20 protein-coding genes are annotated in these 19,980 nt (G+C 62.2%); 12 read left to right on the top strand and 8 right to left on the bottom strand.

All coding sequences use genetic code 11. From position 1 onward, the window contains the following. The first annotated feature begins 295 nt into the window (after positions 1-295). Positions 296-1,249 carry an adenosine deaminase gene (locus KZX66_RS06435; protein WP_032887105.1) on the top strand — a complete coding sequence of 318 codons (954 nt, stop codon included), beginning with the start codon at positions 296-298 and terminating at the stop codon, positions 1,247-1,249. Positions 1,250-1,291: 42 nt separating this feature from the next. Here KZX66_RS06435 and KZX66_RS06430 read toward each other — a convergent pair whose 3' ends face one another. Next, positions 1,292-1,978, bottom strand: coding sequence for a helix-turn-helix transcriptional regulator (locus tag KZX66_RS06430; protein ID WP_248077689.1), 687 nt, complete (start codon positions 1,976-1,978; stop codon positions 1,292-1,294). A gap of 134 nt (positions 1,979-2,112) precedes the next feature. After that, positions 2,113-3,042: a LysR family transcriptional regulator gene (locus KZX66_RS06425; RefSeq protein ID WP_248077687.1), complete on the bottom strand. Its 930-nt coding sequence runs from the start codon at positions 3,040-3,042 to the stop codon at positions 2,113-2,115. 116 nt (positions 3,043-3,158) lie between these two features. On the opposite strand from KZX66_RS06425, the gene KZX66_RS06420 reads away from it, so the two are divergent. From KZX66_RS06420 to KZX66_RS06410, 3 genes are all read left to right on the top strand, one after another. After that, complete coding sequence (locus KZX66_RS06420; RefSeq protein ID WP_248077686.1) at positions 3,159-3,452, top strand: antibiotic biosynthesis monooxygenase; 294 nt, start codon at positions 3,159-3,161, stop codon at positions 3,450-3,452. Positions 3,453-3,476: 24 nt separating this feature from the next. Then, positions 3,477-4,490 carry a zinc-binding alcohol dehydrogenase family protein gene (locus KZX66_RS06415; RefSeq protein ID WP_248077685.1) on the top strand — a complete coding sequence of 338 codons (1,014 nt, stop codon included), beginning with the start codon at positions 3,477-3,479 and terminating at the stop codon, positions 4,488-4,490. A 147-nt stretch (positions 4,491-4,637) separates the two neighbouring features. Then, complete coding sequence (locus KZX66_RS06410; RefSeq protein ID WP_248077684.1) at positions 4,638-4,811, top strand: hypothetical protein; 174 nt, start codon at positions 4,638-4,640, stop codon at positions 4,809-4,811. Between the two features lie 8 nt (positions 4,812-4,819). On the opposite strand, the gene KZX66_RS06405 is transcribed toward KZX66_RS06410, so the two are convergent. Then, positions 4,820-6,013: a Bcr/CflA family multidrug efflux MFS transporter gene (locus KZX66_RS06405; protein WP_248077682.1), complete on the bottom strand. Its 1,194-nt coding sequence runs from the start codon at positions 6,011-6,013 to the stop codon at positions 4,820-4,822. A gap of 84 nt (positions 6,014-6,097) precedes the next feature. Continuing rightward, on the bottom strand, positions 6,098-6,295 hold the full coding sequence (locus KZX66_RS06400; RefSeq protein ID WP_248077681.1) for a heavy-metal-associated domain-containing protein: 198 nt from the start codon (positions 6,293-6,295) through the stop codon (positions 6,098-6,100). A gap of 146 nt (positions 6,296-6,441) precedes the next feature. Between KZX66_RS06400 and KZX66_RS06395 the strand changes: the two genes are divergently transcribed. From KZX66_RS06395 to cueR, 3 genes are all read left to right on the top strand, one after another. Continuing rightward, positions 6,442-6,822, top strand: a complete 381-nt coding sequence (locus KZX66_RS06395) for a hypothetical protein (protein WP_248077680.1) — start codon at positions 6,442-6,444, stop codon at positions 6,820-6,822. A gap of 66 nt (positions 6,823-6,888) precedes the next feature. Continuing rightward, positions 6,889-9,090 carry a heavy metal translocating P-type ATPase gene (locus KZX66_RS06390; RefSeq protein WP_248077679.1) on the top strand — a complete coding sequence of 734 codons (2,202 nt, stop codon included), beginning with the start codon at positions 6,889-6,891 and terminating at the stop codon, positions 9,088-9,090. Continuing rightward, on the top strand, positions 9,087-9,488 hold the full coding sequence (cueR, locus tag KZX66_RS06385) for a Cu(I)-responsive transcriptional regulator (protein ID WP_248077678.1): 402 nt from the start codon (positions 9,087-9,089) through the stop codon (positions 9,486-9,488). The genes KZX66_RS06390 and cueR overlap by 4 nt, the downstream gene beginning before the upstream one ends. A 77-nt stretch (positions 9,489-9,565) precedes the next feature. On the opposite strand, the gene KZX66_RS06380 is transcribed toward cueR, so the two are convergent. Both KZX66_RS06380 and KZX66_RS06375 read right to left on the bottom strand, forming a co-directional pair. Next, positions 9,566-10,462, bottom strand: a complete 897-nt coding sequence (locus KZX66_RS06380) for a PA4780 family RIO1-like protein kinase (protein ID WP_248077677.1) — start codon at positions 10,460-10,462, stop codon at positions 9,566-9,568. A gap of 134 nt (positions 10,463-10,596) precedes the next feature. Further along, positions 10,597-11,874 (bottom strand): acetyl-CoA C-acetyltransferase, encoded by a 1,278-nt coding sequence (locus KZX66_RS06375; RefSeq protein WP_248077676.1) that lies wholly within the window; start codon positions 11,872-11,874, stop codon positions 10,597-10,599. A 105-nt stretch (positions 11,875-11,979) separates the two neighbouring features. On the opposite strand from KZX66_RS06375, the gene KZX66_RS06370 reads away from it, so the two are divergent. The 4 genes from KZX66_RS06370 (at position 11,980) to KZX66_RS06355 (ending at position 17,921) form a co-directional block, all read left to right on the top strand. Next, a complete protein-coding gene (locus tag KZX66_RS06370; protein ID WP_248077675.1) occupies positions 11,980-13,323 on the top strand; it encodes a 3-oxoacyl-ACP reductase in 1,344 nt (447 codons plus the stop codon). Positions 13,324-13,326: 3 nt separating this feature from the next. Further along, a complete protein-coding gene (locus KZX66_RS06365; RefSeq protein WP_248077673.1) occupies positions 13,327-14,184 on the top strand; it encodes a MaoC/PaaZ C-terminal domain-containing protein in 858 nt (285 codons plus the stop codon). 292 nt (positions 14,185-14,476) lie between these two features. Then, positions 14,477-16,054: a collagen-like triple helix repeat-containing protein gene (locus tag KZX66_RS06360; RefSeq protein ID WP_248077671.1), complete on the top strand. Its 1,578-nt coding sequence runs from the start codon at positions 14,477-14,479 to the stop codon at positions 16,052-16,054. Positions 16,055-16,238: 184 nt separating this feature from the next. Then, entirely contained in the window at positions 16,239-17,921 is a 1,683-nt protein-coding gene (locus KZX66_RS06355) for a POTRA domain-containing protein (protein WP_248077669.1), read from the top strand. A gap of 111 nt (positions 17,922-18,032) precedes the next feature. Here the strand turns inward: KZX66_RS06355 and KZX66_RS06350 are convergent, their stop codons facing one another. Next, a complete protein-coding gene (locus KZX66_RS06350; protein WP_248077667.1) occupies positions 18,033-18,437 on the bottom strand; it encodes a response regulator in 405 nt (134 codons plus the stop codon). Positions 18,438-18,500: 63 nt separating this feature from the next. Next, positions 18,501-18,698 (bottom strand): Flp family type IVb pilin, encoded by a 198-nt coding sequence (locus tag KZX66_RS06345; protein WP_248077666.1) that lies wholly within the window; start codon positions 18,696-18,698, stop codon positions 18,501-18,503. Between the two features lie 332 nt (positions 18,699-19,030). On the opposite strand from KZX66_RS06345, the gene cpaB reads away from it, so the two are divergent. Next, positions 19,031-19,972, top strand: coding sequence for a Flp pilus assembly protein CpaB (cpaB, locus tag KZX66_RS06340; protein ID WP_248077665.1), 942 nt, complete (start codon positions 19,031-19,033; stop codon positions 19,970-19,972). Positions 19,973-19,980: the final 8 nt, after the last annotated feature.

The raw sequence follows: 19,980 nt of genomic DNA, 5'->3' as shown, positions 1-19,980 counted from the left end.
AGGCTCCTTGCGTTGATTAATTCTGTTCCCCGTCACCTCAGGCATACCGGGCCAATGCCCCCGTATACCGCCCCTGCGCAGGCGCAGGATTGCCCTGTCGTCATCGGGTTACGGGAAGCACCTTTCTAGACCATGGGCACACCCTGCCGTTCATCCTTGAATAGCCGTAGGCCTCAAGCAGTTCGCTGCCGACCTTGCGCGAATAAAACGAATACTCTCCTGCCGGTCAGGTTTTACCGATTATTTCAGCCATGCCCTGTAGAATGCCGCCATTGCACCTGATGAGATTTTAGCTATGTACGATTGGCTCAACGCCCTGCCCAAGGCTGAACTGCACCTGCACCTGGAAGGCTCGCTGGAGCCTGAGTTGCTGTTCGCCCTGGCCGAGCGCAACAAAATTGCGCTGCCCTGGAACGACGTCGAAACCCTGCGCAAGGCTTATGCCTTCAACAACCTGCAAGAGTTTCTCGACCTGTATTACAAAGGCGCCGATGTGCTGCGCACGTCCCAGGATTTCTACGACCTGACCTGGGCCTACCTGCTGCGCTGCAAAGAACAGAACGTGATCCACACCGAACCGTTCTTCGACCCGCAAACCCACACCGACCGTGGCGTACCGTTCGAAGTGGTGCTTAATGGCATCGCGGCTGCGCTCAAAGACGGCGAACAGCAACTGGGGATCACCAGCGGTTTGATCCTCAGCTTCCTGCGCCACCTGAGCGAAGACGAAGCGCAGAAAACCCTCGACCAGGCACTGCCCTTCCGTGATGCATTCGTGGCCGTGGGCCTGGACAGTTCGGAAATGGGCCACCCGCCGAGCAAATTCCAGCGCGTGTTCGACCGCGCCCGGCATGAAGGCTTCCTTACCGTAGCCCACGCTGGGGAAGAAGGCCCGCCGGAATACATCTGGGAAGCCATCGACCTGCTGAAAATCCAGCGTATCGACCATGGCGTTCGCGCCATTGAAGATGAACGTCTGATGCAGCGCATCATTGACGAACAGATCCCGCTGACCGTATGCCCGCTGTCCAACACCAAGCTTTGCGTGTTCGACGACATGGCCCAGCACAATATCCTCGACATGCTCGAGCGTGGCGTAAAAGTGACAGTGAACTCCGATGACCCCGCGTACTTCGGCGGTTATGTCACCGAAAACTTCCATGCCCTGTATACCTCCCTGGGCATGACCCAGGACCAGGCCAAACGCCTGGCGCAAAACAGCCTGGATGCGCGACTCGTAAAACCCTGAGGCAATAGACCGGAACGGGCCGCAGTAACGTGCGGCCCGCGCCTATAGCCTGGCCAACCCGACGATCTGCTCCAGCCCAATGTCGGTGACCATTACCGCTTGGGACTCATTGACCAGACTGATCCAGTTCGACTGCAGGAACAATTGCAGCAACCCCGCACCAAGCGCACCGCCCAGATGCGGTTGCTGCTGACTCCAGTCAAAACAATCGCACACCAATGGCGGCACAAGCGCCTGGACATAGATACCCAGGCGCGCCAAGTGCTGCGCGCCCTTGACCGTCACGTCGATGCGACTCTCTTGGCGTTCGACCCACCCCGCGACCATCATCCGCTCATACAGCCCCGCCGCCAGTTCGCCGCCAAGGTGGCCGTGGCACAGACGCGCCTTGCGTAAAGAGGGAGGCGCCGATACGACCGGTGATGACACCTCCGGCGTGCTGCGTACCGCACTGGCCAGGGTCGTACTGGCCAGGGCGTCGATGGCGGCGCTGACATCGGCGGCCGCCACGCGAAACAGCCGCTTGCCACATCGCGCCTCGATCCGCAGCAAACCACTGCCCGTCAACCGGGCCAGATGCGCATTGGCCGAGGCCGCCGACAACCCGGCAACTGTCGCCAACTCCTGGGACGACTTGGCCGAACCGTCCATTAAGGACCAGAGCATGGCGGTACGTTTTGGCTCAGCGAGCAAGCTCGCGATCTGACTGATGCACGGTGCTTCTTCCATCTGTTCACTCCCTGTCGAGCTATTTTGGTACTGCAGTTGGGGCCAAAGTATAGGTGCCCCAACTGCCGGTTCCGTGGCGTCTGACACCAGGGATAGGGACAGGATGTGAGTGAATTTTCCTGAGATGTTGGAGGTTATTGCCCAACGCCCACACAAGCCGGCAACTGCGCGGTCAAGGTCGCACAGCGAGCCACGAGCATTTCCCGCAGCAACTTGACGGGTTTACTCAACTGAGCACGATGGGCACACAGCAGATTGAGCGGCGTAGGCTCCCCGCGCAGCTCCGGCAGGACCAAACGCAAGCGTCCGGCCAGCACATCGGTGCTCACATCCAACCAGGACTTATAGGCAATCCCCACACCCGCCACCGCCCAACGCCGAACCACGTCCGCATCGTCGCTGAAACGGTCGCCGGACACCGTCAGGCTGACTTCTCGCCTGCCGTCGTGGAACGTCCAGTGGTCGTGGACGCGGCTGGCCAGCATATACAGCAGGCAATTGTGCTGGGCCAATTGCTCCAGATGCCGGGGCTCGCCATGGCGCGCGAGGTAACTGGGGGCGGCACACAGTACGCGAACGTTGCTCGGCGCCACCGATAACGCGATCAGGCTGGAGTCCTCAGGCTCTCCGTAGCGCAGCGCGATATCCACCGGCTGGCGGAACAGGTCGGCGATCCGATCGCCCAGCAACAGGCGCACGTTGAGCTGGGGATGCTGCTGCTGAAATTCGTCCAGCCACGGCAACAACTGGTTGCGGCCAAAATCCGAGGGCGCCGACAGTTGCAGCACACCGCTGACGTGGTCCTGGCCGCTGGCCAATAAACGTCGCCCCTCATCCAGTGAACTCAGCGCGGCGCGGGCGTACTCCAAAAAGCCTTCGCCCTCCGCCGTCAGCCGCAGGCTGCGCGTGGAGCGTGCCAGCAAGCGCGTCCCCAGTTGCTGTTCGATGCGTTTGAGTGCGGCGCTGGCTACGGCCGGCGACAGGTCCATCACTCGCGCCGCAGCTGACAAACTGCCCAGGTCGGCAGCACGCACAAACAACTGCAAATCATCAAAACGCAGCATCCGCGCCTCCATTATCAAAATTCCGTTGAAACAGAGTGCTGTTTTAGCCGCTTTTATCGCGGGCGGAAATAGCCAATGATCTGCCCAACCTGCCCATTACGTGCCTGGAGTTGAATATGTCCACTGCCTTTAACGTCATTGCCACACTGATCGCCAAGCCTGGCCAACAAGCGACCCTGGAGCGATTGCTGCGCGGCCTGCTGGAACCGACTCGCCTCGAAGCCGGTTGCCAGCAGTACGACCTTTACCAGGACCAGCAACATCCCGAGACCTTCTACATGCTCGAACGCTGGAGCGACGACGCGGCGCTGGCCGACCACGACAGGAGCGCGCATATCCAGAGTTTTCGCGCTCAGGCGGCTGACGTGATCGAACACTTCGAACTCAAGCGCCTGACATTTCTTGCCTGATCACTGTCCTTTTACGGAGCCACCATGAAAGCCATCGCCTACTACGCATCCCTGCCGATCAACGACGAAAAATCTCTGCAAGACATCGAACTGCCGGAGCCGGTCGCCGGCCCGCGCGATTTGCTGGTGGAAGTCAAAGCCATCTCGGTCAACCCCGTGGACACCAAGGTGCGCCAGAATGTCGCTCCGGAAAACGGCACCGCCAAAGTGCTGGGCTGGGACGTGGCCGGCGTGGTCAAGGCCGTCGGCAGCGACGTGAGCCTGTTCAAGGTCGGCGACAAAGTGTTCTACGCCGGCTCCCTGATACGCCCAGGTGGCAACAGCGAGCTGCACACCGTGGACGAGCGCATCGTCGGCCATATGCCCAAGAGCCTGGGTTTTGCCGAAGCCGCCGCACTGCCGCTGACCGCCATTACGGCCTGGGAACTGCTGTTCGAGCGCCTGCAGGTGCGCGAAGGCCAACAGGACGAAGGCCAGAGCCTGCTGATTGTCGGCGCCGCCGGTGGCGTGGGCTCGATCTTGACCCAATTGGCCAGCCAGCTCACCGCCTTGAAAGTGATCGGCACCGCTTCGCGCCCGGAAACCCAGGAATGGGCCAAGGCGCTCGGCGCCGACCTGGTGATCGACCACAGCCAACCGCTGAGCGAAGCCTTGAAACAGGCCGGCCACCCTCAAGTGACTCACGTCGCCAGCCTGACCCAGACCGATCAGCATCTGGACCAGTTGGTAGAGGCGCTGCAACCCCAGGGCAAGCTGGCATTGATTGATGACCCCAAGGTGCTGGACGTGAGCAAACTCAAACGCAAGAGCCTGTCGCTGCATTGGGAGTTCATGTACACGCGCTCGATGTTCGAAACGCCGGACATGATCGAACAGCACAACCTGCTCAATCGCGTGGCTGAGCTGATCGATGCCGGCACCTTGAGAACCACGGTGGGCGAGCACTTCGGTGTGATCAATGCGACGAACCTGCGCCGCGCCCATGCACTGCTGGAAAGCGGTAAGGCCAAGGGCAAAATCGTACTGGAAGGCTTCTGAAGATAACGTCTGTCAGTGTCGTCTGTTATTGATGTAAGTAACGGACGACACCGCTAGTCAGAGAGTTGACCTTTGTCATATTTGCCAGCGTATTCAGGTTTATATTGGCCGCCTTTGCCACGATTCTTTTACGTGAGGAAGTCAGCAATGAAGATCCTGATAAAAGCGTTAGCAAAATCGCAGTGGGAGGTCCGTCTGGACCAGAAAACCATCATTTTCCACACCGAGGCCGAGGCTCGCGCCTTTGCCAATACCCTGCAAGCGCGCATCCAGGCGCCGCATCGTTTTCCGATCAGCCAGCAACAATCCGCCGCTGGCTGACCCGTCCTTCAGACCTGCGCTTGCAGGGCCCTGGCCCGTTGCAGGCGCTGGGTCATCACGGCCACCGTCACCGCCAATACACCGCACAGGCTGATGACCATCGCCATCGGCATGGCTGTGCCATCGTGCAGCATCCCGACCAAAGACGCCGCCCCCGCCGCCACACCGAACTGGATGCACCCGAGCAATGCCGAGGCACTGCCGGCCCTGGCGCCCTGCCCGCTCATGGCGCAGGCAGAGGTGTTGGGCAAAATGCAGCCCAGACTGGCGATGCAGATAAACAGCGGCACCAACAACGGCCACAGTGCATCCGTGCGCAATGCCGTGATGCCCAGCAACGTCAGGCCCGCCAGCAGATACACCCACACCGAACGCGACAGCAAAAACGCCGGGCCACGCTTGGCCAGCAGACGGGCGTTGAGTTGCGCCACCAGGATAAAACCGGCGGCGTTGGAGCCAAATACCCAGCCGTAATGCTCGGCGGGCACGCCGTAGAGTTTGATAAACACGAACGGCGAGCCGGCAATGTAGGCGAACATCCCGGCAATCGACAGCGCGCCGGTGAGGGCATAGCCGAGGTAAACCCGGTCCGACAGCAGTCCGAAGTAGCGGCGCAGCGAGCCTGACAAGGGCTGGCGCGGCTGGTGGGCCGGGAAGGTTTCCGGCAGGCCGAACGCCACGGCGACGGCGGCCATCACGCTGAAGAGGGTCAACGCCAGGAAGATCGACTGCCAGCCCCACAACCCAACCATCACCCCGCCGGCCAGCGGCGCGAGGATCGGCGCCAGGCCGGTCACCAGCATCAATTGGGAAAACACCTTGGCCGAGCCCACCGCATCACACTTGTCGCTGACCACGGCGCGGGAAATCACCATGCCCGCACAACCACCCAGTGCCTGTACGAAACGCGCGCCGATCAGCCAGTCCAGAGACGGTGCATAGGCGCAGGCGAAAGAGGCCAGGGTGAATAAGGTCACGCCACTGAGCAGCGGCCCGCGGCGGCCGAAACGGTCTGCCAGTGGTCCATAAATCAATTGGCCAATGGCAAGCCCTGCGAAGTACACCGCCAGGGTCAGCTGGATATGCTTTTCATCGGTGGCGAACGCCGTGGCCATCGCCGGGAAGCCCGGCAAGTAAAAATCGATCGCCAGCGGCGCGAAGGCGCTTAAGGCGCCCAGAATCAGAATTATGCGAAGGTTCATCAGGCACCCAAGTGAGTCGGCAGCCCGACAGTCTAGCCGGGGCTGGGTGCCTTGAACATTAAGATAGCTCGCTAACTATCAAAATCAGGCGAGCTTGGCGCTGTAACCTTCTTCGCACATCAGGCGGATCACCTCCTCGGCAGACAAACGGCTCTCCACACCGACTTCCCTGGCGGCCAGATCAACCTTGACGCTGGCGGCCGGGTCCTGGCTTTGCACGGCCTGGGTCACCGCCTTGACGCAATGGCCGCAGGTCATCCCTTCTACGCTGAATACTTGCATGACATGACTCCTTTAATGAGGTTAAAACCAGTTTCGACCTTGCCACGATGGCAAGGTCAAGTTCTGAAAACATCGGCCGGGCTGGTATTCGGTGGCACTGTCGGCCAAGCTTGAGCCCTCTTTGATTCAAACTTGGAGCATTCACCATGCGCTGGTCGTTTTTTGGCCTTGTCGGCCTGATGAGTTTGTCTGCCATTGCCCCACAGGCCGGCGCCGCTGAAGACTATGCCGTGCTGATCATTTCCCGGGAGCGCCTGGAGGTGCCGACCAATTGTGAGATTGGTCTGTACCTCAATGACCAACTGGCAGGCCGGCTGTTCCAGGAACAAGCGACGTCATTCAACCTGGCGCCCGGTAACGTATCGTTGCGCCTCAAGCTGCTGCCGGGCCAATCGCCGGGCTGTCTGCCCGGCCTGCTCGCACCGCCTGCGCAGAACATCACGCTCAAAGCGGGGGATGTGCGCAAGTTGCGTATCGCCCAGGGCCAGGACGGTATGTACCTCAAGCCCGCCGCACTGGAATACTGAAGGCACTTGACCTTACCCATAGGGCAAGGTTGATCCTAAGGGCCACTTCTCCTGGAGGACTGCCCCATGAATGGATCGACCACCTTCGACCTGCCCATCAGCGGCATGACCTGCGCCAGCTGTGCCGGGCGTGTCGAGCGCGCGCTGGGCAAAGTGCCGGGGGTGCAAAGCGTCAGTGTCAACCTGGCCAACGAACGGGCGCATGTTCAAGTGCTCGGCCAGATCGACCCGGCTGTCTTGATCGCCGCCGTCGACAAGGCCGGCTACACCGCCACCCTGCCCCAAAGCGAAACCGCCACCGACGCCAACCAGGCCCAGCGCCTGCACCGTGAACGTTGGGCACTGCTGCTGGCCATCGCGCTGGCGCTGCCGTTGGTACTGCCCATGCTGGTACAGCCCTTCGGCCTGCATTGGATGCTGCCCGCCTGGGTGCAATTCGCCCTGGCCACCCCCGTGCAGTTCATCTTCGGTGCACGCTTCTATATCGCCGCCTGGAAGGCCGTGCGCGCCGGCGCCGGCAACATGGACCTGCTGGTGGCCATCGGCACCAGTGCCGGCTACGGGCTGAGCCTGTATGAGTGGCTCACCGCCCCCGCCGGCAGCATGCCGCACCTGTACTTCGAAGCCTCGGCCGTGGTGATCGCGCTGGTGCTGCTGGGTAAATACCTGGAAAGCCGCGCCAAACGCCAGACCGCCAGCGCCATCCGTGCGCTGGAGGCACTGCGTCCGGAACGGGCGATTCGTGTGCGGGATGGTCGTGAGGAAGACGTCGCCATCCATACCTTGAAGCTCGACGACCGGGTGCTGGTCAAACCCGGCGAGCGTTTCCCGGTAGACGGTGAAGTGATAGAAGGCCAAAGCCACGCCGACGAGGCGTTGATCAGCGGCGAAAGCCTGCCGGTGCCCAAACAACCCGGCGACAACGTCACCGGCGGCGCCATCAATGGCGAAGGCCGCCTGCTGGTGCGTACCACCGCCCTGGGCGCCGAAAGCGTATTGGCGCGAATCATCCGCCTGGTCGAAGACGCCCAGGCGGCCAAGGCGCCGATCCAGAAACTGGTGGATAAAGTCAGCCAGGTCTTCGTGCCCACCGTGTTGGTGCTGGCGTTGATCACATTGCTGGGCTGGTGGCTGTATGGCGCATCCTTGGAGACCGCGATCATCAATGCCGTGGCGGTGCTGGTAATCGCCTGCCCCTGCGCCCTGGGCCTGGCGACGCCGACTGCGATCATGGCCGGTACCGGCGTCGCCGCCCGCTACGGCATCCTGATCAAGGACGCCGAAGCTTTGGAGCGCGCCCATGCAGTCAGCACCGTGGTGTTCGACAAGACCGGTACCCTCACCTCCGGCACGCCAAAAATCGCCCACCTGACCGCTGTCGATGGTCACGAGTCCGTGCTGCTGCAACAGGCCGGCGCGCTGCAACGCGGCAGCGAACACCCGCTGGCGAAGGCCGTGCTGGATGCCTGCCGCGAACGGGGCCTGACGGTAGCGGATGTCAGCGCCAGCCAATCCCTGACCGGACGCGGCATCGCGGGCACCCTCGACGGCCGTCAACTGGCCCTGGGCAACCGCCGCCTGCTCCAAGACAGCGGCTTGAGTGCGGGCGACCTGACAGGCTCAGCCCAAGAGTGGGAGGCCGAAGGCCGCACCTTGTCCTGGCTGATTGAAACAGGCGCGCACCCCAAGGTGCTCGGGCTGTTCGCCTTTGGCGACACCCTCAAGCCCGGTGCGCTGGAGGCGGTTGAACAACTCAAAGCCCGAGGTATCGGCAGCCATTTGCTCACCGGCGACAATCGCGGCAGCGCCCGTGTGGTGGCGCACGCCCTGGGTATAGCGGATGTTCACGCCGAAGTACTGCCCGCCGATAAAGCCGCCACCGTCGCTGAACTGAAAAAAACCGGGGTCGTGGCCATGGTCGGCGACGGCATTAACGACGCCCCGGCCCTGGCCGCTGCGGACATCGGCATCGCCATGGGCGGTGGCACCGACGTGGCGATGCACACGGCCGGGATCACTTTGATGCGTGGCGACCCGCGCCTGGTGCCCGCCGCGCTGGAGATCAGCCGCAAGACCTACGCCAAAATCCGCCAGAACCTGTTCTGGGCCTTTGTGTATAACCTGATCGGTATTCCCCTGGCCGCGTTCGGCCTGCTGAATCCGGTGTTGGCCGGCGCCGCCATGGCGTTGTCCAGCGTCAGCGTGGTGAGCAATGCCTTGTTGTTAAAAACCTGGAAACCAAAGGACGTGGAGGATCAACGCCCATGAACATCGGCCAAGCCGCCCGCCAGAGCGGGCTGAGCGCAAAGATGATTCGTTACTACGAGTCCATCGGCCTGCTCAAGGCAGCACACCGCACAGACAGCGGCTACCGCGTGTACGGCCCGGAAGATCTGCACACGCTGGCGTTTATCAAACGCTCGCGAGATTTGGGGTTTTCACTGGAGGAAGTCGGCAAGCTGCTGACCCTGTGGCAAGACCGGCAACGGGCCAGCGCTGATGTAAAAGCCCTGGCGCGCCAACACATCGATGAGCTGAACCAGAAGATTCTCGAGCTGGGGCAACTGCGCGACACGCTGCAGGACCTGGTGGAGCACTGCCAGGGGGATGAGCGACCGGATTGCCCGATCCTCAAGGAGTTGGCTTCAGGCACTTGCTGTACATGACAGGGGTTGCACAAGGCAACCGAAGACTCATGTGGTGAGCAGGCTCACCACAACAAGCCCCTTTCCATTTCAGTGCGTCACTGCATCCAGGGCGGCGGCGGTTCTTCGGCCGTCTTGGTGGTCGGTGCATCATCCGCCGCTCGAATCGCCTGCTTGCGCTCTTCATCCAACCGCGCCGCTTCGATCTCGCGGATCACGCCGCCCACATCGGCCAGCTCTTCCGGCTCGTCGAACTCGCCGGTCAATACGCTGGCCGGGTGCAAGGTGCCGGCTTCGTAGAGTGCCCACATTTCCTTGGCGTACTTGGTCTTCTTCAATTCCGGGGCGAAGCGCCCGAAGTAGGAAGCCATGTTGCCCACATCCCGCTCAAGCATGCTGAATGCGTGGTTGTTACCCGCCGCATCCACCGCCTGGGGCAGGTCGATGATCACAGGGCCGGTCGGCGTGAGCAGCACGTTGAACTCGGACAAGTCACCGTGCACCAGACCGGTACACAGCATCAGCACGATCTGGGAAATCAGGAAGGCGTGGTATTCGCGCGCCTGGTCCGGCTCCAGTACCACGTCGTTCAGACGCGGCGCCGCATCGCCGTACTCGTCGGCCACCAGTTCCATCAGCAGCACGCCTTCAAGGAAGTCGAACGGCTGGGGCACGCGAACGCCCGCACCGGCGAGGCGGAACAACGCTGCAACTTCAGCGTTCTGCCAGGCGTCTTCGGTTTCTTTCTTACCGAACTTGGAACCCTTGGCCATGGCCCGGGCCTGGCGGCTGTTACGGACCTTACGGCCTTCCTGGTATTCAGACGCCTGACGAAAACTTCGTTTATTCGCCTCCTTGTAAACCTTGGCGCAACGCAATTCGTTGCCGCAGCGCACCACATAAACAGCTGCTTCTTTACCACTCATGAGTGGGCGCAGCACTTCGTCGACCAGACCGTCTTCGATCAGGGGTTCAATGCGTTTAGGAGTCTTCATCAGCTTTTATTGTGGGTCCTTTATTACCAAATACGCGTATGGCACTCGTTATACGGCAATCGGCTCGCCGGTGGGAGGGGCTACCGACCTCTGACCACTCAAGAATGCATCCTATATGCCAGTTTCGGCCGGAATCAACGTTCAATAATCGCCGTCACGCCTTGGCCACCCGCGGCGCAGATCGAAATCAGCCCGCGCCCCTTGCCCGCCGCATCCAGCAATTTAGCCAGATTGGCGACGATGCGCCCGCCGGTGGCGGCAAAAGGGTGCCCGGCGGCCAGGGAACTGCCCTTCACATTCAGCCGGCTGCGGTCGATGGCGCCCAGTGGCGCGTCCAGCCCCAGACGGGTCTGGCAGTAGTCGGCATCTTCCCAGGCTTTCAGTGTGCACAACACCTGAGCCGCGAAGGCTTCGTGGATCTCGTAGTAATCGAAGTCCTGCAGCGTCAGACCATTCCTGGCCAGCAAGCGCGGCACGGCGTAAACCGGCGCCATCAACAGGCCTTCGGCACCGTTGGCGAAGTCCACCGCAGCCGCTTCTCCATCGCGCAGATACGCCAGGATCGGCAAACCGCGAGCCTTCGCCCAGTCTTCGCTGCCCAGCAGCACCAGGGAGGCACCATCGGTGAGCGGCGTGGAGTTGCCGGCGGTGAGCGTACCCTTGTCGCTGCGCTCAAACGCAGGCTTGAGCGCAGCGAGTTTTTCCAGGGTCAGGTCGGGGCGCAGGTTGTTGTCGCGGGTCAGGCCCAGAAACGGCGTGAGCAAATCGTTGTGCCAGCCTTCGGCGTAGGACGCGGCCATTTTCTGGTGGCTCTCCAGAGCCAACTGGTCCTGCTCGGCGCGGGGGATCTGCCAGGTCTGTGCCATCAATTCACAGTGCTGGCCCATGGAAAGACCGGTGCGCGGCTCGCCATTGCGCGGCAGCTCGGGTTTGAGGTGATGGGGACGCAGTTGCAGCAGGGTTTTTAATTTATCGGCCATGGACTTGCCGCGGTTGGCTTGCAGCAGGATTTTGCGCAGCTCCTCATTCACGCCGATGGGCGCGTCGGAGGTGGTGTCCACCCCACCGGCAATCCCACAGTCGATCTGGCCCAGGGCGATCTTATTGGCCACCAACAAGGCCGCTTCCAGCCCAGTCCCACAGGCTTGCTGCACATCGTACGCAGGGGTTTGCGGCGACAGACGCGAGCCCAGCACGCATTCGCGGGTGAGGTTGAAGTCTCGGGAGTGCTTGAGCACCGCACCGGCGACCACCTCACCCAGGCGCAGGCCATGCAGGTTGTAACGCTCGATCAGGCCCTCGAGGGCGGCGGTCAGCATCGCCTGGTTGCTCGCCGTGGCGTAGGGACCATTGGAGCGGGCGAACGGAATGCGGTTACCACCGATGATCGCCACGCGGCGCAATTGAGTCATGGAAAGCTCCCTCTGTCTGTTATGGGCGTGATCAATGAGCCTAGTCGAACGACTGCTACCCTGGGATGGTCAACCCTTTGAACCCCAGCCTTCGGAGAGCGTTCCATGTCTGACCGTTATATCGACTTCGCCAACTCAAGCCTCGGCCATCGCCTGGTCGCCGCCCTTGGCCTGCCGTCACCGGTACGCCTGGAACGCTGGCAAGCCGGGCGCCTGCGCCCTGTGGAAGGCGCCCTGCTGCTGGGCGGCGGCCCGCTGGTAACAAAGGTGCAGGCCTTTGCCCACAAACTCACCGAAGCGATTTACAGCTACGGCGCCGAGACGTCCACCTGGATCCCCGGCCACGGCCCCAAGCTGAAGGCGGTGGTATTCGACGCCAGCCACTTGCAGCACACCGATGAACTCAAGCAACTGCGCGAATTCTTCCAGCCGCTGCTGAAAAACCTCGACAACAGCGCCCACCTGGTCATCCTTGGCCGCGCGCCGGAAAGCCTCAGCGACCCGTTCGCCGCCAGCGCCCAGCGGGCCCTGGAGGGTTTCAGCCGCTCCCTGGCCAAAGAACTGCGCAACGGTGGCGTGTTGCAGTTGCTCTACGTCGGCGACGGCGCCGACGATCAGTTGGAAGGTGCGCTGCGGTTCTTCCTCTCGCCCAAAAGCGCGTATATCTCGGGCCAGGTGATTCGCCTGCAAGCCTGCGTCACGCCCGTTGAAGACTGGACCCGACCGTTGGCCGGGCGCAAGGCACTGGTCACCGGTGCCGCCCGTGGCATCGGCGCGTCCATCGCCGAAACCCTGGCCCGTGACGGCGCCGACGTGATCCTGCTGGATGTGCCCCAGGCCAAGGCCGACCTTGACGCGCTGGCCGCGCGCCTGGGCGCGCGCACGGTGGTGCTGGATATCTGCGCCGAAGATGCCGCCGCTCAATTGATCGAGCACCTGCCCGATGGCCTGGACATTTTGGTGCACAACGCCGGCATCACCCGCGACAAGACCCTGGCCAATATGACCCCGGACTATTGGGACGCGGTACTGGCCGTCAACCTCAATGCCCCGCAGTTGCTGACCCAAGCCCTGCTCGACAGCGGCACCCTGCACGACAACGCCCGCGTGGTGCTGCTGGCGTCGATCAGCGGCATTGCCGGTAACCGTGGGCAAACCAACTATGCCGCCAGCAAGGCCGGATTGATTGGCCTGGCCCAGGCCTGGGCGCCGCTGCTCGGCGAGCGCGGCATCAGCATCAATGCGGTTGCCCCGGGTTTTATCGAAACCCAGATGACCGCGCACATTCCGTTTGCCCTGCGTGAAGCCGGGCGCCGCATGAGTTCGCTGGGCCAGGGCGGCGTACCTCAAGACGTCGCGGAAGCAGTGGCGTGGCTGGGCCAACCCGGTTCCGGTGCGGTCAGCGGGCAAGCGCTGCGTGTGTGTGGGCAAAGTCTATTGGGAGCGTGAACCATGCAATGGCAGACCTTGAGCAGCCCCCCGTTTCTGCCGCCGCTGTATTGGCGCGCGGCACTCAAGCGCAAGATCACCGGCACGGCCCTGCCTGAACAGGGCGTGCGCTGCCGGGTCAGCGTCAATCCCAGGCAGGTGGCGGCCTATCGCAAAGTCTGCGGGTTTGCCGACAGCCCCATGCTGCCGGCCACCTACCCGCATATCCTGGCGTTCGGCTTGCAGATGCAGCTGCTCACCGATCACGCCTTTCCTTTCCCGCTGTTGGGCTTGATCCACCTGAGCAACCGCATCCGTATCCACCGGCCTTTGGGCGGTGTGAGTGAACTGTCCATCGCCGTGCACGCGCAAAACCTGCAGCCACACCCCAAGGGTGCGACGTTTGACGTGGTGACCCGCGTCGAAGATTCCCTCGGCCTGTTGTGGGAAGCCGAAAGTCGCATGCTGTGCCGAGGCGTGAAACTCGACGGCGAAACGGCGCAGGCCGTGCAAGCCGCCCCCACTCAAACCGGCGAAATCACCCGTTGGAAAGCCCCGGCCGATATCGGTCGCCGCTATGCCCGTGTGTCGGGCGACTACAACCCGATCCACCTCAGTGCCTTCACTGCAAAACTGTTCGGCTTCCCCCGGGCCATCGCCCACGGCCTGTGGAACAAGGCGCGCACACTCGCCGCACTGGCTGAGCATCTGCCCGCGGCCAATATTGAACTAACGGTCGAGTTCCAGAAGCCCGTGCGCCTGCCCAGTGAAGTGGTATTGCTTGCCAGTGCTGCCGGTGCCCGTGGCGAATTGACGTTGAAAGGTGCGGGCGACATTGAACATATGCGGGGTAAATGGCAGCCGATCACGGAACGGCACTGATTAATTGTATATATACGCAAAAAGTTATAGCGGGCCTGATCAGGCCCGCTTCTGTTAATTAAGCTTCTGATTTAAAACACCTATACATTTTTGATACTCGCCCGCCCACACCCTTTTGATTAATCATTAAGCCCCTTCCGAGCCGCCCTATATAAATCGTTAATACCAAGTTGAGCATTGAGAGAACACGCCTCCGGGTCTGTGATGAGCACACGGACAAACGCATCGTTATCCGAAGAAATAACCAGCGTTTGATGACAACTCAGGTTGTACAGGTGCAAGGAACTCAATCATGAATACTCAACGCATGTTTTGGAAAACCAGTACCGCATTGGCCCTGGCAGTCGCAATGACGCTCGGCGGTTGCAGCAGCGGTGGCGGCGGGCATCACAGCAGCGACTCTGCGTCCTCGGACACCGGCACCAGCGGTGGTACTGCCGGTGGTGGTGCCGGGGGCGGCACCGGTGGTGGCACTGACGGAGGAGGCACCGGCGGTGGCACTGACGGAGGAGGCACCGGCGGTGGCGGCACCGGCGGTGGCACTGACGGAGGAGGCACCGGCGGTGGCGGCACCGGCGGCACGCTGGTCACGGCCGATGTGGTTGACACCGCCGGCGGCACTGTCAGCGACCTGGGCGGCACTGTCACAAGCCTGGGCACCACCCTCGGCAGCCTGCCAATCGTAGGCGCCAGCGCACGCAGCCTGGTCACCGCCACCGGTACGGCCGTGAGCAGCATTGGCGATGGCCTGTCGGAAGGTCTGGGCTCATTGGGCACAGACAGCAACGCGTTGGGCATCACCGTTGCCGCGGTGGGCACAGGCGTTGCCGACCTGGGGGATGGCGTCACTGCCACCGGAAATAACGTTACCACCCTGCTGGGCAAAGTGCCGGTGGTACGCACGGCCGCACCGGCGGTCGGCGGTGCGGTAAACAAGGTCGGCAGTGCCGTGACCATGCTCGGCGACACCCTGAGCATCGCCAGCACCACTGGCCCACTGGGATCGGTCACCGATGCCGTAGGCGAACGCGTTCTGGTGCCCGTCGTCTCCCTGATGGAGAACACCACCGGCAAAGTCGGCACAAGCACCGGGCTGAACGGCCCTGTCGGTGGCCTGCTGCAAAAGGTAGGCGAAACCGCAGACAGCCTGGGGGATAAAGTCGCCGGCGCAGGCGGTACCGGCAACCCTGTGACCGGCGCCGTGGGTAATGTGCTCAATGGCATAGGCACCGTCGTCGGCAAGACCAGCGGTTATGTCGATCCGAACGGCGGCAGTTCCGGCGGCAGCGCCGGGCGACTGGGTCTGGCCGAGTTGATCGGCGGGGTGATCTCCGGCGCCGGCAGCGGCCTGAATGCAGGCAGCACCAACGGCGTGGTCAGCGCGATTGGCATCACCGGCGTCAAGGGTGGTACCACCGTGGCGTCCCTGGGTACGCTGCTCGGCGGCAGCGGCACGCCGAACATAAAGGCAGGCGCCTCGATCGCGCCCGTCACCAACACCCTCGGCGGGGCCTTGAACCCGGTCACCAGCGGCGTACAAAGCCTCACGCAAACCATCGGCGGCAGCACGGGCCTGGGCAGTCCGGTGAACGGCCTGGTCACCAACATCGGCGCTGCCGTCGGCAACCTGGGCACCACCCTCAGCGCCACTGGCAGCAGCCCGATCACCAATGCCTTGGGCGGTACGGTCAACGCCGTGGGCGGCACCGTGGCGTCGGTCGGTGGCTTGGTCACCGGCGGCACCACCTCCAGCAGCAGCGGCTTGCTCAGCGGTGGTCTGGGCCTGAATGGCAGCGCGTCCACCTCCGCCACCACCACAACCAACACGGGCGTACTCGGCGGAATCCTGGGCGGCCTGACCCGAAACTAGCCTTGCACCTGGCCGATTAGACGGCCTCACCTACAGCGCCTACGCTTGGTTGAGACGAGAGACCGCATCAGTCTCTCGTCTTTTTTATGGACCGTTCAATAGCACCTGCAAGCACCCGAACCGTGCCCCAAGAGCCCGGCGGGTATCTGCAAAACGTCGCTGCAGTTTGACCATGGAGTGTCCTATGCGCGCTTTGACGCCGTTGTTAGTGCTCACCCTCAATGCCTATGCCCACGCTGATACCCTGCCCAGCTTCCTCAACAGCAACGACACCATCCGCAACCTGCCGGTGCCCAACCTGCCAGCCGATGCCTACCGCCCTGTCACCCCGCAGACGCAGTTGCCGGTACCCGCCGCCACCGCCGCACAACCCTTGCTGATGGACACCAAGGTGACCATCAGCAAGTTGCAGATCGAGGGCGGCACGGCCTACGCGCTCAAAGACGTCGCCCAGGCATTCGAACCCTTGATCGGCCGCGAGACTAACCTGGCGCAGTTGATCGAAGCCACCCGCAGCATCACCCGGCGTTACCAGGAGGACGGTTATTTACTGTCCTATGCCTTCCTGCCGGAACAGCGCTTTGAGGGCGGGCTGGTGCGCGTGGTACTGGTGGAAGGCTACATCCGCGATTACCGGTTGGAAGGCGACATCGGTGCCGTCTCGTCCTACGTCGACAAGCTCGCCGAAAAACTCAAGGCCGAACGTCCACTCACCCGCAAGACCTTCGAACGCTACACCACGCTGATGAGCGCCATTCCTGGCGTGACCGTGCTGGCTCAAGTCCCGCCGCCTGGCACGACCGATGGCGGCACCCTCATGAACATCACCGCCAGCCGCAAACCCTTCACCACCAGCATGAACATGACCGAGGCCAGTCGTGGCGGCACCCAGGCGCTGCTGACGGCCACCAGCAATTCGTGGACCTCCCTGGGCGAACAACTGAGCATCAGCGGCCTGTTCCCGCCGGGGGACGACAAAGAACATTACTACCGCGCGGCCTACAGCCAATTCATCAATGCCGAGGGCACCCAGTTGTCGCTGGCGGGCGAACGCTACCGCGCCGATCCAAGCACCCACCTGCAAGTGGGCGATGGTTTGGAGCTCAAACCGCACAAGGCGATCGATCGCTACTCCATCGGCCTCAGCCACCCGCTGATCGCGTCGTCCAACGAGTCGTTGAGCCTGGGGACGCGCCTGTACGCGGTGGACCAGACCACGGGCTATAAGCTGGTGGGTTTCCCACTGCGGTTCGACATCGAAACCGACCTGCGCGCCCTGGCCTTCGAGGGCGACTGGCGCAAGGCCGACAGCACCCAACTGCGCATCCTCAGCGCCGGCCTGTACCAAGGCATCAACGGCCTGGGCGCTAAAAACCGCACAGACTTCGGCGGCCTCAAACCCGACCTCGACTTCTTCCGCCTGCGCCTGTCAGGCGTGCAGAGCAATACACTCTTCGATAACTGGCAAGGCGTGCTCTCCGGCGCGCTGTACTGGAGCAACGACACGCTGCCCGACAGCGAGCGCGCCACCTTCGGCGGGCAGAGCTTCGGCCGCGGCTACCCCGATGACCAGGGTTCGGGCGACAAGGGCTGGGGCATGGCTTACGAGATCAACTACAGCCACAATCGCGCCGGCGACTGGGTCAGGATCCTGCAACCCTACATCGTGCTCGACCGCGCCAAGACCTGGTTCAACGACCTGCCCGTCAAAGGCAACAACCTGTCATCGGCCGCCGTGGGTCTGCGCTTCGGCGACAACAAGTACTACAACATTGCCCTCGAAGCGGCCAAACCGATGTCGGACGAAGCCCTCGACAGTCTCAATCGCAAGCCGCGGTACTCCTTGAGTTTCAGTTATCAACTCTAACCATCGGCGGCGAACAGCGTCATGGGGCAAACGGGGCGACGTGGCAAGCCCGCGTGTGTGATGAGCGGGCTTGCCCGCGCCGGCCTGAAGGGGCGCCCTGCTCACCGGCATCTACCTATAACGCTGATTAACCGGAAACAGGCTGTCCAAGGTATCGATCAACCGCACCAGGTAGATAGGCTTGCGAAACAGGTCCAGTACCTGCAACCGCAGCATGTCACTCACATCATCCATTTCGGCATGACCGGACATCACAATCACCGGCAGGTCTGAGCGGGAAGTATGTTCGCGCAGACGCTTGATCAAGGACATACCGCTTTCCTCGGGCATGCGCAGGTCAGTGATGACCAGAGCGATATCGGGGTGCAGGGTCAGCTCCTGCAAGGCGAAGGTCACGGAGGTAGCGGTAAAGCAAATGAATCCCTCATTTTCGAGGGATTCGGCGAGTTCGACCAGGGCGTACTCTTCGTCGTCCACCAATAGAATTTCCTGGCGGGAGAATGACGCGCCGTTCATGAGTGGTCCCTGCTAATAGTTAATCGCCCCCATCAATGCAGCGCGGTGCCTTAGTGCCTGGCATTAACTACCGCTGGGCAGCCCGTTGGAAATCGAATTGAAGACGCCTTTGATTTTATCGCCAAGGCCCGTGCCGACACCGAGAATAACCAGTGCAACTATCGCGACGATAATTACATATTCAATCGCTGATGCGCCCTCCTGACGCCGGAAGAATAATTGCGTCTTTACATACAGTTTCAACATCAGATCAAGGAACATAAGACTTCTCCTTAAAACGCCACACAAAGCCGGTACGGCTCTAGCACCGAGGCTCGCGGCGTGCCACTAGAGCATTGTCAACAAACCTTGGGCTCACAACTGTAATAACGGATTAATCACAAAGTATTAGTCGCCTCCTCGCGCCGCAAACCTCCCTATATTTAACTGGCGCCAGTTAAAACGCTTGTAAATTTTCCGGCAGTTAATGGCGTTTTGTCCTAGCTGAGCTACCGTCAAATAGCCAAATCGTTAGATGTTCATCACAGCCACGGTTGCGTATTCACCCGTTTGGATTGACGGGTCAGCAGTGCACCGGGAGAAGGAGAGCCGTCATGAACAGTCGCATCAGCCTGGCACTGGCCGGCTTGCTACTTATCGGGGCACTGACAGCAGGGTACTGGGGGCTGGTGTTGAGTCGCGCACCCGAGCCCGCTGCCGTCCCTGCCGAACCTGTCGTTTCTGTTGAAAACACCGTCGCCGCCGTCGAAGACCAAACCCGCCAGCCGGTGGTGGTACTGGCGCACAACGTCCCGGCTTTTGTGCCGCTCACCGCAGCCGACCTGGCCGTGGAAAAACTGCGCACCGTACCCGCCGGCAGCCTGACTCAACTGGACCAGGTCATCGGCCGTATCCCTCTGCGGGCACTGGGCGCAGGCACGTGGCTCAATGAAGAAAGCTTCACCGCCGGCGGCCCGCTGGCCCGCATGATCCGGCCCGACGAGCGCGCGCTGGCCGTTGCGGTGGATGACGTGATCGGCGCCGGCGGCCAGTTGAGTCCCGGCGATTACGTGGATGTGCTGCTGTTTCTGCGCCAGGACGCGCTCAACGCCGAACAGTCGGCCCAGATCGTGATTCCGGCCATGCGCCTGCTCAGTGTCGGTGAGCAAATGGGCCTGGCCAGCGACGGCCAACCCGCCGTCCCGCCGCCGGCCACGGCCGAAGAGCGCGCCCAGGCCGTGCAACGTCGGGCCGCCGCCCGCACCGTGGTGCTGGCGGTGCCGGAGCCTTTACTGAGTCGCCTGATGCTCGCCACCCAAGCCGGCACCTTGCGCCTGGCGGTGCGCAGCGCAGACGAGCAGTTGCTCAGCCGTTACTGGGCCGGCGAAAACGACTCACCGGTCACGCTGGAAAAGGCTGACCGCGACCTCTACCAATTCACCCAACTTGCCCTGGTCGGCCCGCCCAAACGCGTCGCGCAGGTTGTTACGCAGCCTGCCGTGCGCCGTGGCATTGAAGTGATACGCGGTGCCCAGGCCACTGAACAAACCCCGTGATTGAGCAA

Source organism: Pseudomonas sp. EYE_354, assembly GCF_023148575.1.
In the GTDB taxonomy this organism is placed as follows: domain Bacteria; phylum Pseudomonadota; class Gammaproteobacteria; order Pseudomonadales; family Pseudomonadaceae; genus Aquipseudomonas.
Note: the sequence above shows the minus strand (reverse complement) of the source record. Positions and strands in the feature narration are given on the sequence as shown.

Excerpts from the sequence above, each read along its gene's own strand:
- KZX66_RS06435 (WP_032887105.1), top strand. The coding sequence starts at position 296 with ATGTACGATTGGCTCAACGCCCTGCCCAAGGCTGAACTGCACCTGCAC.
- KZX66_RS06430 (WP_248077689.1), bottom strand. The coding sequence starts at position 1,978 with ATGGAAGAAGCACCGTGCATCAGTCAGATCGCGAGCTTGCTCGCTGAG.
- KZX66_RS06425 (WP_248077687.1), bottom strand. The coding sequence starts at position 3,042 with ATGCTGCGTTTTGATGATTTGCAGTTGTTTGTGCGTGCTGCCGACCTG.
- KZX66_RS06420 (WP_248077686.1), top strand. The coding sequence starts at position 3,159 with ATGTCCACTGCCTTTAACGTCATTGCCACACTGATCGCCAAGCCTGGC.
- KZX66_RS06415 (WP_248077685.1), top strand. The coding sequence starts at position 3,477 with ATGAAAGCCATCGCCTACTACGCATCCCTGCCGATCAACGACGAAAAA.
- KZX66_RS06410 (WP_248077684.1), top strand. The coding sequence starts at position 4,638 with ATGAAGATCCTGATAAAAGCGTTAGCAAAATCGCAGTGGGAGGTCCGT.
- KZX66_RS06405 (WP_248077682.1), bottom strand. The coding sequence starts at position 6,013 with ATGAACCTTCGCATAATTCTGATTCTGGGCGCCTTAAGCGCCTTCGCG.
- KZX66_RS06400 (WP_248077681.1), bottom strand. The coding sequence starts at position 6,295 with ATGCAAGTATTCAGCGTAGAAGGGATGACCTGCGGCCATTGCGTCAAG.
- KZX66_RS06395 (WP_248077680.1), top strand. The coding sequence starts at position 6,442 with ATGCGCTGGTCGTTTTTTGGCCTTGTCGGCCTGATGAGTTTGTCTGCC.
- KZX66_RS06390 (WP_248077679.1), top strand. The coding sequence starts at position 6,889 with ATGAATGGATCGACCACCTTCGACCTGCCCATCAGCGGCATGACCTGC.
- cueR (WP_248077678.1), top strand. The coding sequence starts at position 9,087 with ATGAACATCGGCCAAGCCGCCCGCCAGAGCGGGCTGAGCGCAAAGATG.
- KZX66_RS06380 (WP_248077677.1), bottom strand. The coding sequence starts at position 10,462 with ATGAAGACTCCTAAACGCATTGAACCCCTGATCGAAGACGGTCTGGTC.
- KZX66_RS06375 (WP_248077676.1), bottom strand. The coding sequence starts at position 11,874 with ATGACTCAATTGCGCCGCGTGGCGATCATCGGTGGTAACCGCATTCCG.
- KZX66_RS06370 (WP_248077675.1), top strand. The coding sequence starts at position 11,980 with ATGTCTGACCGTTATATCGACTTCGCCAACTCAAGCCTCGGCCATCGC.
- KZX66_RS06365 (WP_248077673.1), top strand. The coding sequence starts at position 13,327 with ATGCAATGGCAGACCTTGAGCAGCCCCCCGTTTCTGCCGCCGCTGTAT.
- KZX66_RS06360 (WP_248077671.1), top strand. The coding sequence starts at position 14,477 with ATGAATACTCAACGCATGTTTTGGAAAACCAGTACCGCATTGGCCCTG.
- KZX66_RS06355 (WP_248077669.1), top strand. The coding sequence starts at position 16,239 with ATGCGCGCTTTGACGCCGTTGTTAGTGCTCACCCTCAATGCCTATGCC.
- KZX66_RS06350 (WP_248077667.1), bottom strand. The coding sequence starts at position 18,437 with ATGAACGGCGCGTCATTCTCCCGCCAGGAAATTCTATTGGTGGACGAC.
- KZX66_RS06345 (WP_248077666.1), bottom strand. The coding sequence starts at position 18,698 with ATGTTCCTTGATCTGATGTTGAAACTGTATGTAAAGACGCAATTATTC.
- cpaB (WP_248077665.1), top strand. The coding sequence starts at position 19,031 with ATGAACAGTCGCATCAGCCTGGCACTGGCCGGCTTGCTACTTATCGGG.